Source organism: Pedobacter nutrimenti (assembly GCF_003208655.1).
GTDB classification, from domain to species: Bacteria; Bacteroidota; Bacteroidia; order Sphingobacteriales; family Sphingobacteriaceae; genus Pedobacter; species Pedobacter nutrimenti.
Window position 1 is genome coordinate 260,879 of the sequence record NZ_QKLU01000008.1, and the last position, 12,955, is coordinate 273,833.

The 12,955-nt window shown below is 40.2% G+C and carries 22 protein-coding genes; 21 read left to right on the forward strand and 1 reads right to left on the reverse strand.

Going from position 1 to position 12,955, the window contains the following annotated elements; translation table 11 throughout:
* The first annotated feature begins 45 nt into the window (after window positions 1–45).
* The 5 genes from B0O44_RS20735 (at window position 46) to rpsJ (ending at window position 4,309) form a co-directional block, all read left to right on the forward strand.
* The gene (locus B0O44_RS20735; RefSeq protein ID WP_110834012.1) at window positions 46–741 is read left to right on the forward strand and encodes a carboxypeptidase-like regulatory domain-containing protein; all 696 of its coding nucleotides are present in this window, start codon (window positions 46–48) and stop codon (window positions 739–741) included.
* A 173-nt stretch (window positions 742–914) separates the two neighbouring features.
* On the forward strand, window positions 915–1,328 hold the full coding sequence (rpsL, locus tag B0O44_RS20740; RefSeq protein WP_008244597.1) for a 30S ribosomal protein S12: 414 nt from the start codon (window positions 915–917) through the stop codon (window positions 1,326–1,328).
* A 16-nt stretch (window positions 1,329–1,344) separates the two neighbouring features.
* Window positions 1,345–1,812 carry a 30S ribosomal protein S7 gene (gene rpsG, locus B0O44_RS20745; RefSeq protein ID WP_084287544.1) on the forward strand — a complete coding sequence of 156 codons (468 nt, stop codon included), beginning with the start codon at window positions 1,345–1,347 and terminating at the stop codon, window positions 1,810–1,812.
* A gap of 17 nt (window positions 1,813–1,829) precedes the next feature.
* Window positions 1,830–3,944 carry an elongation factor G gene (fusA, locus tag B0O44_RS20750; RefSeq protein ID WP_110834013.1) on the forward strand — a complete coding sequence of 705 codons (2,115 nt, stop codon included), beginning with the start codon at window positions 1,830–1,832 and terminating at the stop codon, window positions 3,942–3,944.
* Between the two features lie 59 nt (window positions 3,945–4,003).
* Window positions 4,004–4,309, forward strand: coding sequence for a 30S ribosomal protein S10 (rpsJ, locus tag B0O44_RS20755; RefSeq protein WP_008244591.1), 306 nt, complete (start codon window positions 4,004–4,006; stop codon window positions 4,307–4,309).
* Between the two features lie 61 nt (window positions 4,310–4,370).
* Here the strand turns inward: rpsJ and B0O44_RS20760 are convergent, their stop codons facing one another.
* Complete coding sequence (locus tag B0O44_RS20760; RefSeq protein ID WP_110834014.1) at window positions 4,371–4,979, reverse strand: hypothetical protein; 609 nt, start codon at window positions 4,977–4,979, stop codon at window positions 4,371–4,373.
* A gap of 80 nt (window positions 4,980–5,059) precedes the next feature.
* On the opposite strand from B0O44_RS20760, the gene B0O44_RS20765 reads away from it, so the two are divergent.
* The 16 genes from B0O44_RS20765 to rpsN all read left to right on the forward strand — a co-directional run bounded on the left by B0O44_RS20765 (window position 5,060) and on the right by rpsN (window position 12,898).
* Window positions 5,060–5,896, forward strand: a complete 837-nt coding sequence (locus B0O44_RS20765) for a sulfite exporter TauE/SafE family protein (RefSeq protein ID WP_110834015.1) — start codon at window positions 5,060–5,062, stop codon at window positions 5,894–5,896.
* Window positions 5,893–6,288: a DUF1634 domain-containing protein gene (locus B0O44_RS20770; protein ID WP_110834016.1), complete on the forward strand. Its 396-nt coding sequence runs from the start codon at window positions 5,893–5,895 to the stop codon at window positions 6,286–6,288. The genes B0O44_RS20765 and B0O44_RS20770 overlap by 4 nt, the downstream gene beginning before the upstream one ends.
* A gap of 180 nt (window positions 6,289–6,468) precedes the next feature.
* Window positions 6,469–7,086: a 50S ribosomal protein L3 gene (gene rplC, locus B0O44_RS20775; protein ID WP_110834017.1), complete on the forward strand. Its 618-nt coding sequence runs from the start codon at window positions 6,469–6,471 to the stop codon at window positions 7,084–7,086.
* A gap of 4 nt (window positions 7,087–7,090) precedes the next feature.
* Window positions 7,091–7,720: a 50S ribosomal protein L4 gene (gene rplD / locus B0O44_RS20780; RefSeq protein ID WP_110834018.1), complete on the forward strand. Its 630-nt coding sequence runs from the start codon at window positions 7,091–7,093 to the stop codon at window positions 7,718–7,720.
* 1 nt (window position 7,721) lies between these two features.
* Window positions 7,722–8,012, forward strand: a complete 291-nt coding sequence (rplW, locus tag B0O44_RS20785; RefSeq protein ID WP_110834019.1) for a 50S ribosomal protein L23 — start codon at window positions 7,722–7,724, stop codon at window positions 8,010–8,012.
* A gap of 23 nt (window positions 8,013–8,035) precedes the next feature.
* A complete protein-coding gene (gene rplB, locus B0O44_RS20790; protein ID WP_110834020.1) occupies window positions 8,036–8,860 on the forward strand; it encodes a 50S ribosomal protein L2 in 825 nt (274 codons plus the stop codon).
* Window positions 8,860–9,126: a 30S ribosomal protein S19 gene (rpsS, locus tag B0O44_RS20795; protein WP_008244581.1), complete on the forward strand. Its 267-nt coding sequence runs from the start codon at window positions 8,860–8,862 to the stop codon at window positions 9,124–9,126. Before rplB ends, rpsS begins: the two co-directional genes overlap by 1 nt.
* Window positions 9,127–9,133: 7 nt before the next feature.
* Complete coding sequence (rplV, locus tag B0O44_RS20800) at window positions 9,134–9,493, forward strand: 50S ribosomal protein L22 (protein ID WP_108554181.1); 360 nt, start codon at window positions 9,134–9,136, stop codon at window positions 9,491–9,493.
* Window positions 9,494–9,502: 9 nt separating this feature from the next.
* Window positions 9,503–10,339: a 30S ribosomal protein S3 gene (gene rpsC, locus B0O44_RS20805; RefSeq protein ID WP_110834021.1), complete on the forward strand. Its 837-nt coding sequence runs from the start codon at window positions 9,503–9,505 to the stop codon at window positions 10,337–10,339.
* Window positions 10,340–10,377: 38 nt separating this feature from the next.
* Window positions 10,378–10,800: a 50S ribosomal protein L16 gene (gene rplP, locus B0O44_RS20810; RefSeq protein ID WP_110834022.1), complete on the forward strand. Its 423-nt coding sequence runs from the start codon at window positions 10,378–10,380 to the stop codon at window positions 10,798–10,800.
* Between the two features lie 72 nt (window positions 10,801–10,872).
* Complete coding sequence (rpmC, locus tag B0O44_RS20815) at window positions 10,873–11,082, forward strand: 50S ribosomal protein L29 (RefSeq protein ID WP_110834023.1); 210 nt, start codon at window positions 10,873–10,875, stop codon at window positions 11,080–11,082.
* Between the two features lie 13 nt (window positions 11,083–11,095).
* Window positions 11,096–11,350: a 30S ribosomal protein S17 gene (gene rpsQ / locus B0O44_RS20820; protein WP_084237687.1), complete on the forward strand. Its 255-nt coding sequence runs from the start codon at window positions 11,096–11,098 to the stop codon at window positions 11,348–11,350.
* Between the two features lies 1 nt (window position 11,351).
* Window positions 11,352–11,720 carry a 50S ribosomal protein L14 gene (gene rplN, locus B0O44_RS20825; protein WP_008244575.1) on the forward strand — a complete coding sequence of 123 codons (369 nt, stop codon included), beginning with the start codon at window positions 11,352–11,354 and terminating at the stop codon, window positions 11,718–11,720.
* A 1-nt stretch (window position 11,721) separates the two neighbouring features.
* The gene (rplX, locus tag B0O44_RS20830; protein WP_110834024.1) at window positions 11,722–12,063 is read left to right on the forward strand and encodes a 50S ribosomal protein L24; all 342 of its coding nucleotides are present in this window, start codon (window positions 11,722–11,724) and stop codon (window positions 12,061–12,063) included.
* Window positions 12,063–12,629, forward strand: coding sequence for a 50S ribosomal protein L5 (gene rplE / locus B0O44_RS20835; protein ID WP_110834025.1), 567 nt, complete (start codon window positions 12,063–12,065; stop codon window positions 12,627–12,629). The genes rplX and rplE overlap by 1 nt, the downstream gene beginning before the upstream one ends.
* Window positions 12,629–12,898, forward strand: a complete 270-nt coding sequence (rpsN, locus tag B0O44_RS20840; RefSeq protein ID WP_110834026.1) for a 30S ribosomal protein S14 — start codon at window positions 12,629–12,631, stop codon at window positions 12,896–12,898. The genes rplE and rpsN overlap by 1 nt, the downstream gene beginning before the upstream one ends.
* The last annotated feature ends 57 nt before the right edge of the window (window positions 12,899–12,955 follow it).

Sequence of the window (12,955 nt, forward strand, 5' to 3'; positions counted from 1 at the left end):
GATGCAGGAAAGAGGATTGCTTGCTGAAAATTGGTATATTTAAGCATGAGCTCAAAAATCTTTTTTTCTGTCCTTTTTGTTCTGTTTGGCTTTGGTGTGAGGGCCCAATCCCTTAATGGTACTATTGCCGACAGGAAGACGCGTTCGGCATTGGAACAAGTTCATGTGTTAAATGTCAATACCGGAGAAAAGACAGTTACAGATGCTGCCGGCCAGTTTAGCTTAAAAGCATCCGTAAATCAGGTGCTTGTTTTTTATTACCCAGGATACATATCGGATACCCTGCTGTTGGTGGATATGAAACCGGTAAAACGCTTTCTTGCACCGGATCCCAAATTACTTAAAACCGTAGAGATCCAGTCCAAGACCTTTAACCCGGAGGTAGAATATGCGGATATTTATAGAAAAGCCAATCCGACAAAACTGGAAGTAAACAAGCCTTTCGCCTTTTACCCATCCGGTTATTTTAGCCGGGAAGGTAAATTTGCCAGAAAAGGTAAACGTAAACTCGAAGGAGAGAAAATTGAGCGGAAAATTGATGAACGCTGGAACGAGGCCGGGGTGAAAGCGGTAACTCCTTTAAATGCGGGGGAACTGGACGCTTTTATGGCCATGTACCGGCCGGAGCTAAAGGACCTGAATAAAATGGATGCAGAAGACCTTAAGTTCTATATTATGAATGCGTATAAAGAATTCAAGACACTACCTGCGGATAAAAGGGTGATTTCCGGCCTTAATTAACAGGAGTTATTCCGCTGTAAAACACTTAGCCCTAAGTGTTTTTTTCTTTTTATGTTTCGTCTGCATTAAATTTCAGGTAACCCCTTGATTTATAAAATGTATTGTCTTACCTTTGCAGTCCCTTATAGAGGGGTAAAGTTTTTAAACATAAATAGAAAAACAACAAAAGAACAATGCCAACCATTCAACAATTAGTTAGAAAAGGTAGAGTAGCACTGGAGTTCAAGAGTAAGTCTCCGGCGTTGGACAGCTGTCCACAGCGAAGAGGTGTATGTACACGTGTATATACCACTACCCCTAAAAAACCAAACTCAGCAATGCGTAAAGTTGCGCGTGTACGTTTAACCAATGGTAAAGAGGTTAACGCATACATCCCTGGAGAAGGTCACAACTTACAGGAGCACTCGATTGTATTGATCCGTGGTGGTCGTGTTAAAGATTTACCAGGTGTACGTTATCACATCATCCGTGGAGCATTAGATACTTCAGGTGTTGCTGGTCGTAACCAACGTCGTTCTAAATACGGAACAAAACGTCCTAAACCAGGACAAGTAGCTGCGGCGCCAACAAAAGGTAAAAAGAAATAATTAGGAGGACAAAAAAATGAGAAAGTCAAAACCAAAAAAGAGAATCATTCTTCCTGATCCAAAATTTAACGATGTTCAGGTGACCCGTTTCGTAAACAATATGATGTTTGACGGAAAAAAATCTATCGCTTATTCTATTTTTTATGATGCAGTTGAACTTGCAGAGAAAAAATCAGGTGAGAATGGATTAGAAGTATGGAAACGTGCTTTAACAAATGTAATGCCAGCTGTAGAGGTTAAATCCCGTCGTGTTGGTGGTGCAAACTTCCAGGTACCTACAGAGGTAAGACCTGACCGTAAAATTGCTTTAGGCATGAAATGGTTAATTTCTTACGCCCGTAAACGTGGAGAAAAAACAATGAAAGAGAAATTAGCAGGTGAAATCGTTTCAGCAGCTAAAGGTGAAGGTGCAGCAGTTAAGAAAAAAGAAGATACGCATAAAATGGCAGAAGCCAACAAAGCGTTCTCTCACTTCCGTTTCTAATTAGATAGAATCATAAAATGTCAAGAGATTTAAAATACACAAGAAACATTGGGATCGCGGCTCACATTGATGCGGGTAAAACCACAACAACCGAGCGTATCCTATATTATGCTGGAGTAAACCACAAAATTGGTGAGGTACACGAAGGTGCATCTACAATGGACTGGATGGTACAGGAAGCGGAACGTGGGATAACCATCACCTCTGCAGCAACGACTGTATTCTGGCCTTACCGTGGTAACAAATATCAGGTAAACGTTATTGATACCCCTGGACACGTGGATTTTACCGTAGAGGTAAACCGTTCCCTGCGTGTTCTTGATGGTCTGGTATTTTTGTTTTCTGCGGTTGATGGTGTTGAACCTCAATCTGAAACCAACTGGCGTTTAGCAAATAACTATGCTGTTCCACGTATTGGTTTCGTAAACAAAATGGACCGTTCCGGTGCAGATTTCTTAAAAGTTGTAAAACAGGTAAGAGAAATGTTAGGTAGCCATGCTGTTCCTTTGCAATTGCCAATTGGCGCAGAGGATAGCTTTAAAGGTGTGGTTGACTTAATCAACAACCGTGGTATTGTATGGAACGAGCATGATAAAGGGATGACCTTTACTGAAGTGCCGATTCCTGACGATATGATTGATGAGGTTGCAGAATGGAGAGAGAATTTATTAGAAGCTGTTGCGGATTATGATGAGTCATTAATGGAGAAATTCTTTGATGATCCTAACTCTATCACAGAACGTGAAATTCTTGATGCATTGCGTAAAGCAACTTTGGATGCGAAAATTGTTCCTATGGTTTGTGGTTCATCTTTCAAAAACAAAGGTGTACAAACCATGCTTGACCTGGTAATGGAATTATTGCCTTCGCCAATGGATGTGGAAGGTATTACTGGTACCAATCCTGATACTGGTGAAGAAGTAACCCGTCAACCGGATGTAAAAGAGCCTTTTGCAGCTTTGGCATTTAAAATTGCAACCGATCCTTTCGTGGGCCGTTTGTGCTTTATCCGTGTATATTCAGGTAACCTTGAAGCTGGTTCTTATGTATATAACGCACGTTCGGAAAACAAAGAGCGTATTTCCCGTATCTTCCAAATGCACGCCAACAAACAAAATCCGATCCCTAATGTAGGTGCTGGTGATATTGCTGCGGTTGTTGGATTTAAAGATATCAAAACTGGTGATACACTTTGTGATGAGAAGAACCCAATCATTCTGGAGTCTATGAACTTCCCTGAGCCGGTAATCGGTTTGGCGATTGAGCCTAAAACTCAAGCTGACGTGGATAGATTAGGTATGGCTTTAGGTAAACTTGCTGAAGAAGATCCTACTTTCAGGGTAGAGACTGACGAGGAAACTGGTCAGACTGTAATCTCTGGTATGGGTGAGCTTCACTTGGATATTTTGATTGACCGTTTAAAACGCGAATTCAAAGTAGAAGTAAACCAGGGAGCTCCTCAGGTTGCTTATAAAGAGGCGATCACAGGCACAACTCAACATCGTGAAACGTATAAGAAACAAACTGGTGGTCGTGGTAAATTCGCAGATATTCAGGTGATTATTTCTCCTATTGATGCAGATTACGAAAAAGGCGGTTTGCAATTCGTAAACGAAATCGTAGGTGGATCTATTCCACGTGAGTTTATCCCTTCTGTAGAGAAAGGTTTTGCTGCAGCAATGTCTAATGGTGTTATTGCAGGTTATCCACTTCCTGATATGAAAGTTCGTTTGATTGATGGTTCATTCCACGCAGTCGATTCGGATGCTTTATCTTTCGAGATTGCTGCACGTTCAGCTTTCCGTGAGGCATTGCCTAAATGTAAACCGGTATTAATGGAGCCGATCATGAAAATTGAGGTGCTTACTCCGGAAGAAAACATGGGTGATGTAATGGGAGACTTAAACCGTCGTCGTGGTCAGCTGCAAGGTATGGACACCCGTAACGGTTCCCAGGTGATTAAAGCATTGGTTCCTCTTTCTGAGATGTTTGGTTATGTAACTCAGTTGCGTACCATTACTTCAGGCCGTGCGACTTCTACTATGGAATTTGATCATTATGATCCAGCTCCTAAGAACGTACAGGATGAGGTGATTGCAAAATCAAAAGGAAAAGTTAAATCTTCAGATTAATACTAATCGGTTGCCTGTTATTAATAGCTCTAACAGGCAGCCTCAATTAAATAAATAAAATGAGCCAAAGAATCAGAATCAAATTAAAATCTTACGATTATAATCTGGTAGATAAATCTGCTGAGAAAATCGTAAAAACTGTTAAACCTACGGGTGCAGTGGTAAGCGGACCAATCCCTTTGCCTACAGAGAAAAAAATCTTTACTGTTTTACGTTCACCACACGTGAACAAAAAAGCAAGAGAGCAATTTCAATTGTGCGCTTACAAACGTTTGTTAGACATTTACAGTTCTAACTCTAAAACAGTTGATGCACTGATGAAACTTGAATTGCCTAGCGGTGTTGAAGTTGAAATCAAAGTTTAATGAGATAATGCATTAAAAAAAAGGCCTCTGCAATTGCAGAGGCCTTTTTTGTTTGTGTTTTTTAGCGTTCCCGGCTTTTATATTCTTCAAATTTGTTCCGTTCGTCCTGGAGTTCACGCGCCAGTTTCTTTTCTTTATCATTTGCCTTGACTTTATAAGCCTGGTATTCATCGGCAACTTCCTGGTAAAGGGTAGATCTGTATTTTGCTTCATGAATGTGTTTTGCAGAGCGGATAATTACAAAGCAGAGCGCAAGGCCAAGAACAATGATCAACGTCCAGACGACTGTATTATAGGTAGATTTGCTGAAAGACATGCCCAGAAAATTGATTTCGTTCACCTTGGCATTAGAGCTGGCCAGAGAGCTTTCCTTTCCTTCAATCTGGGCTTTCAGATCGGTGATGTTTTGTTGTTGCGCTTTAATTTTGGCTTTTGCCTGATTCAATTGTTTCCGCTCAGTGTTTAAAGTGTCTTTGACACTTTTCCACAGACCCGACAAGCGTACAGGGTTAATGAGCTTGGCGCCGTAAAGGCTTTTTGATTTTGACAACATGAACTCATACTGACCATTCAGGGAGGGGTCGGTTTTTGTACTGTCCTGAGCAAAAGTGTTTTGCGTGCCGATTGCAAAACAAAATGCTGCGATAAGGGGGAGTATAAATCTTTTCATAATATGGTGTTAATGTGTTTAATTTAACATTAATATTTAAATTTTATTGTGTTTTAATTGGATAAGGTATATTTGTGGCGATGTCGGTATTACTTTTTACAGTTATTGTTTTGGTAGGCGCTTTCCTCGCTGGTCTTGTCGGATCATTAACTGGTTTAGGAGGAGGGGTGATCATTATCCCTTTACTGACACTGGCCCTTGGGGTAGACATTCATTATGCCATAGGTGCCTCTATTGTTTCGGTAATTGCAACTTCTTCGGGTTCAGCAGCGGCTTATGTAAAGGAGGGCATCACCAATATCAGGATTGGTATGTTTCTGGAAATCGCAACAACCATCAGCGCCATTTTTGGTGCCGTTATTACTGTATATATTAATCCGGGGTATATTGCGGTTATTTTTGGTTTGATCCTGTTGTTTTCTGCAGTAATGATGGTCAGAAAAAAAGTGGACCATTCTGATGATGATGCATCCGGACGTCTGGCTGTGTTTTTTAAACTGAACGGCAGTTATCCTGTAGAAGGGGGCTTGAAAAAATATGGCGTACATAATGTAATTGGTGGTTTTGTAATGATGTTTTTTGCAGGGATCATTTCAGGCTTACTGGGAATCGGTTCAGGGGCTTTGAAAGTATTGGCAATGGATAACATTATGCGTATTCCGTTTAAAGTTTCCACCACCACAAGTAATTTTATGATGGGCGTAACTGCTGCGGCAAGTGCTGTGGTTTATTTACACAGGGGACAGATCGTTCCGGGTATTGCCATGCCGGTAACTATTGGTGTGCTGTTTGGGGCTACCCTGGGTTCCAAGATCCTGGTCAAAACAAAAACGGATAAACTTAAGGTCATATTTGCCGCTGTTGTGGTATTTTTGGCTTTGCAAATGATTTATAACGGCTTGTCAGGGAAATTATGAAAGAGCAGGGAAAACATTTTTTTGCAGATAAAGATGTGCAGGTCATTCTGGGAACTTTGCTCCGGGTAGGGGTTGTGCTGTCTATGTCTATTGTACTGATCGGAGGTTTTATTTATCTGTGGCATTATGGAAATGGTCCTGTAAATTACCGGGTTTTTGATCCTTTAAAGGCAGAGTATTCTTCTGTTCTGGCTATTTTCAGGGGATTAAAATCCCTGGATAGTACTGCTATTATACAGTTTGGCGTATTGTTGCTGATTTTTACACCAATTACGCGGGTCGTTTTTTCTATCTTTAGCTTCCTGATTGAAAAGGATTATATGTATGTGCTGATCGGAATCTTTGTGCTGTGCGTAATTCTGTTTAGTTTAAGTAATAAACTGGTTGGCTAAAATTCAAGTCTTCGCTTTATTGCTCTTCCGAAAAAATAAATGCAGTTATTTGAAAAAATAATTAGCTAACTATTTGAAAATTAAGATTTCTTTCCTATTTTTGCCGTCCCTTAGCGGGAATGTGTATCCACCTTGAACGAAGCCCTACTGCTTCGATGGGTGTTAAATTAAAAAAAGAAAATGTCAGGTATTATTGGAAAAAAAGTAGGAATGACCAGCATTTTCGACGCCGATGGTAAAAATATACCATGTACGGTGATCGAAGCTGGACCTTGTGTAGTTACACAGGTAAAGACCGAAGAGAAAGACGGTTACGTTTCAGTTCAGTTAGGTTTCGACGAAGCCAAAGAAAAGAACACTACCATGCCTCTTAAAGGCCACTTTGCGAAAGCAAACACGACCCCAAAACGTAAACTGGTTGAATTTGAGCCGTTTGAAGAATCACTTAGCTTAGGTGATACAGTAACGGTAAGCATCTTTAACGAAGGAGATTTTGTGGATGTAGTTGGTACATCAAAAGGTAAAGGTTTTCAAGGTGTTGTTAAACGCCACGGATTTGGTGGTGTTGGTGGTCAGACTCACGGTCAGCACAACAGGATGCGTGCGCCAGGTTCACTGGGTGCAGCGTCTTATCCAGCTCGTGTATTTAAAGGTATGCGTATGGCGGGAAGAATGGGTGGTGACAGAGTAAAAATTCAAAACTTACAGGTTTTGAAAGTTTATGCTGATCAAAACCTTGTGGTAGTTAGTGGTTCAATACCAGGAGCTAAAGGATCTTACGTAATCTTAGACAAGTAAGCAGATGGAAGTTAAAGTATTAAACATTTCAGGAAAAGAGACAGGTGCCAAGGTGCAGCTTCCTGAGTCGGTATTCGGTATTACGCCTGTTGATCATGCAATTTATTTAGATGTTAAGCAATATCTGGCTAACCAACGTCAGGGAACGCACAAAGCTAAACAACGTAATGAAATCGCTGGTTCAACCCGCAAATTATACAAACAAAAAGGTACTGGTGGTGCTCGCGCCGGAAGTATTAAATCTCCATTGTTTAATGGTGGTGGTCGTGTGTTTGGTCCTCAGCCACGCGATTATAGTTTTAAATTGAATAAGAAATTAAAAGCTTTAGCCCGTAAATCGGCTTTAACTTATAAAGCACAAGATAACAATGTTGTGGTTTTGGAAGACTTTACTTTTGATTCAATCAAAACTAAAAACTATGTGAATTTGGTTAGCGCATTAAATCTGACTAACGAGAAAACACTGCTGGTTTTACCTTCACAAAATAACAATATCTATTTATCAAGCAGAAACATTCAGAAAGCGAAAGTGATCACTGCTGATCAGCTGAATACTTATGATGTATTGAACTGTGGCAAACTTTTGTTGACTGCTGATTCTGTTAAAACATTGGAGGAGGCATTTGCCAAGTAATATGGAACTTTTAAAGAAACCAGTATTAACAGAGAAAGCTTCTGCATTAACAGAAAAGTCTAACCGCTTTACTTTTAAAGTAGATCACAAAGCAAACAAATTGCAAATCAAAGCTGCTATAGAAAAAATGTACGGAGTGAACATCCTTGCCATTAATACAATGGTTGTGGTTGGTAAACTGAAGTCAAGAAATACTAAAGGTGGTTTAGTTTCAGGCCGTAGCCCGAAATACAAAAAAGCTATTGTAACCCTGAAAGCAGGCGAGACAATCGATTATTACGCGAATATTTAATAAGAATTGAATAATTTATAACTATGGGCTTAAGAAAATTTAAACCAGTCACTCCGGGAACCCGCTTTAGAGTAGGTGCCAGTTTTACGGAGATTACAGCAACCAAGCCCGAAAAATCATTGGTTGTATCTTCTAAGAAGTCGGGAGGACGTAACAATACAGGAAAGATGACTATGCGCTACATGGGTGGTGGTCACAAAAAATCTTATCGTTTGATTGATTTTAAACGTGAGAAATTTGATATTCCTGCAACAGTAGCTACTGTTGAGTACGATCCTAACCGTACTGCACGTATCGCTTTATTACACTATGCAGATGGCGAGAAGCGTTACATTATTGCGCCTGAAGGGCTGCAAGTAGGACAAACAGTAGTTTCGGGAGAAACAGCTACTCCAGAAGTAGGTAATACTTTAACGTTATCAAGAATCCCATTGGGATCTATTATCCATAACGTAGAGATTCACCCAGGTCGTGGAGCACAATTAGCACGTAGTGCTGGTGCGTATGCACAATTAGCAGCTCGTGATGGTAAATATGCAACATTGAAAATGCCTTCAGGTGAAACCCGGTTAATCCTGGTAACTTGTCTGGCTACAATCGGAGCTGTTTCCAACTCAGATCATGCAAATGAAGTATTGGGTAAAGCGGGACGTAGCCGTTGGTTAGGTCGTCGCCCTAGAACGCGTCCGGTAGCAATGAACCCTGTTGATCACCCAATGGGTGGTGGTGAGGGTCGCTCATCTGGAGGTCAGCCCCGGTCAAGAAACGGTGTTTATGCTAAAGGATTTAAAACCCGTTCACTTAAAAAATACTCAAATCGTTTCATCATAGAGAAAAGGAAAAAATAATGGCTCGTTCGATAAAAAAAGGACCTTATATTGACCATAACGTAGAGAAGAAAGTAGTCTCTATGAATGATTCAGGCAAGAAGTCTGTAATTAAAACTTGGTCTCGCAGATCAATGATCTCACCAGATTTTGTGGGTCATACATTTGCAGTACATAACGGTAATAAATTTATACCGGTATACGTAACAGAAAACATGGTTGGTCACAAGCTGGGAGAGTTTGCTCCAACCAGAACATTTAGGGGTCACTCTGAAAAGAAAAAATAATTAAGAGATGGAAGCAGTAGCGAAATTAAACAATTGTCCAACCTCACCACGTAAGATGCGTTTGGTTGTAGATCTTATCAGAGGTGAGCGTGTAGAGAAAGCATTACATATTTTAAAATTTACCAATAAAGATGCCGCAGTAAGAGTTGAGAAACTGTTATTATCAGCCATCAAAAACTGGGAAAATAAAAATGAAGGTTCTCGCCCTGAAGAAAGCCAACTATATGTTAAAACCATCATGGTTGGTGGTGGCCGTCAGCTGAAAAGATTAAGACCGGCACCTCAAGGACGTGGTTACAGAATACGTAAACGTTCAAATCACGTGACTTTGATAGTAGATAGTAAAAACGTTGAAACTCAAAACTAATTAACAGAAATGGGACAAAAAGCACATCCAATAGGTAACAGGTTAGGAATCATCAAAGGTTGGGATTCTAACTGGTTCGGAGGCAACAACTATGCTGATAAATTAGTTGAGGACGAAAAAATAAGAAAATACCTTTCTGCCCGTATTGCAAAAGGCGGTGTAGCAAAAGTAGTTATCGAGCGTACATTAAAACGCATTACCGTAACCATTCACACGGCTCGTCCGGGTATTGTAATCGGTAAGGCAGGTCAGGAAGTTGACAAGATCAAAGAAGAGTTGAAAAAATTGACTAAAAAGGAAATTCAAATCAACATTTTTGAGATCAAACGTCCTGAATTAGATGCTCAACTGGTAGCTGAAGGTGTTGCGAAACAATTAGAGGCAAGGATCTCTTTCCGTAGAGCAATGAAATCAACTATCGCATCTACTATGCGTATGGGAGCTGAAGGAATCAAAATCATGACATCAGGCCGTTTAGGTGGTGCTGAGATGGCAAGAAGCGAGCAGTATAAAGAAGGAAGAATTCCTTTGCATACTTTCCGTGCTGACATCGACTATGCACTGGCTGAAGCTTTGACAACTTATGGTAAAATAGGTGTTAAAGTATGGATCTGCAAAGGTGAGGTTTACGGTAAACGTGATCTTTCTCCAAACATTGGTGCAACAAGCAATGCTCCTGGTAAAGGTGGCAGACCTGAAGGCAACTTTGGTGGCAGAGACAGGGATAACCGTGGCGGTGGCGACAGAAGAAACGACAAAGGTCGTGGCGGAAGAGGTCCAGGTCAAGGTGGTCAGGGTAGAGACAACAGGGGTGGAAATACTCAGAACAGAGGTCCCCGTAAATAAATAGTTAACAGATCGTTTTACGATAATATTAAAATACAATGTTACAGCCAAAAAGAACGAAGTTCAGAAAGATGCAAAAAGGCAGAATGAAAGGTTTAGCAACTCGTGGTGCTGAATTATCATTCGGGTCTTTCGGGATCAAATCTTTAGAGTCGACCTGGATTACCAGTCGTCAGATAGAGGCAGCCCGTATTGCGGTAACTCGTTTCATGAAACGTGAAGGCCAGGTGTGGATTAGAATTTTCCCGGACAAACCGGTAACTAAGAAACCAGCCGAGGTACGTATGGGTAAAGGTAAAGGTGCTCCTGAATATTGGGTAGCCGTTGTCAGACCCGGAAGAATTATTTTTGAAGCTGAAGGTGTGCCTTTGGAAATTGCAAAGGAAGCCATGCGTTTAGCAGCTCAGAAATTACCAGTACAAACAAAATTTGTAGTACGTAGAGATTACGTAGAGGCATAATAAGTTATGGGTTGCATGTTGTAAGTAACTTGTTATTATAACCTCTAGACCCACAACATAAAAATTAATAAAATGAAGAACTCAGAAATCACAGGGCTTTCACAGGAAGAACTAGTAGCCAGGATCGCAGAAGAAAAAGAAAACTTAGTTAAGTTGAAATTTGCGCATACAATTTCGGCTATCGAGAATCCTTCCCGCATTAGTAAGGTAAGGAAAGATATTGCCCGATTAAATACTGAAATGACTAAGCGCAAAGCTCAGTCAGCTACTGAAACTAAATAACTTTAGAGTCGAAATGGAAAGACAATTAAGAAAAACAAGAACCGGGTTGGTGGTGAGCAACAAGATGGATAAATCTATTGTTGTAGCGGTAGAGCGTAAAGTGAAACACCCGATCTATGGTAAGTTTGTTAAGAAAACTACCAAATTTATGGCTCATGACGAGAAAAACGATTGTGGTATTGGTGATACAGTACTGATCATGGAGACTCGTCCGCTGAGTAAAAACAAGAACTGGAGATTGGTACAAATTTTAGAAAGGGCTAAATAACATGGTACAACAGGAATCAAGATTAAACGTAGCCGACAATAGCGGCGCAAAGGAAGTATTGGTTATCCGTGTACTTGGTGGTACTGGTAAGAGATATGCTTCTATTGGTGACAAGATCGTTGTTACCGTTAAAAGTGCATTGCCTTCCGGAAACATCAAGAAAGGAACAGTTTCTAAAGCAGTTGTGGTAAGAACTAAGAAAGAGATCAGACGTAAGGATGGTTCTTATATCCGTTTCGACGACAATGCAGCAGTATTATTAAATGCACAAGATGAGCCGCGTGGTACACGTATTTTTGGCCCGGTAGCAAGAGAACTGCGTGAAAAACAATTCATGAAAATTGTATCATTAGCACCGGAGGTATTATAAAATGAAAGAAAAAGTAACTACACAACCAAAAATTAAAATCCGTAAAGGAGATTTAGTAAAGGTTATAGCTGGCGATTCAAAAGGCCAACAAGGTAAAGTACTTGAAGTACTTGTTGCTAAAAACAGGGTAACTGTTGAAGGCGTTAACCTTGTGTCAAAACATACGAAACCAAATGCTGCTACTCCAAATGGTGGTATCATTAAAAAAGAAGCTGCTCTTCATATTTCTAACGTACAGTTAGTAGATCCAAAAACTGGTGCTACTACCCGCGTTGGCAGAAAGCTAAACGCTGATGGAAAATTAGTTAGGGTTGCTAAAAAATCAGGAGAGGAGATCAAATAATGACTTACGTACCAAGATTAAAAAGTAAATATAAAGAGGAAATTGTAACTGCACTTAAAGATAAGTTTGCTTACAAAAGTGTTATGCAGGTTCCTAAGTTAGTAAAGATCTCGATCAACCAGGGTGTTGGACGTTTCTCTGTAACTGACAAGAAGATCATTGACAGTTCTATTGTAGAAATGACTACAATCGCAGGACAGCAGGCAGTAGGTGCGAAATCTAAAAAAGATATTTCAAACTTTAAATTGCGTAAAGGTATGCCGGTAGGTGTGCGTGTAACTTTACGTGACAACAACATGTTTGAGTTTTTAGATCGTTTAATTTCCGTAGCTTTGCCACGTATCCGTGACTTCAAAGGTATCAATGATAAAGGTTTTGATGGAAAAGGTAATTACACTTTAGGTGTAACTGAGCAAATCATCTTCCCTGAGATCAACATCGACAAAATCAATAAGATTTTAGGTATGGACATTACATTTGTAACAACTGCTACTAATGATGTTGAAGCATTGGAACTTTTAAAACAATTTGGATTACCGTTTAAAAATCAAAACACAAATCAATAATGGCAAAAGAAGGAGTAAAAGCTCGCGAAGTTAAGCGCCAAAGATTGGTCGCTAAGTTTGCAGAAAAACGTGCAGAATTAAAAGCTGCAGGTGATTACGAAGGACTTGATAAGTTGCCTAAAAACTCATCAGCTGTTCGTTTGCACAACCGTTGCAAAATTACTGGCCGTCCTCGTGGTTATATGCGTACCTTTGGTATTTCAAGGGTATTGTTCCGCGACATGGCTTTAGCAGGAAAAATTCCTGGAGTAAGAAAAGCCAGCTGGTAAAACCGTATTTACGTTAGAGCAACTCTGCCCATAGCAGAGGCTCTAACGTTATTGCGT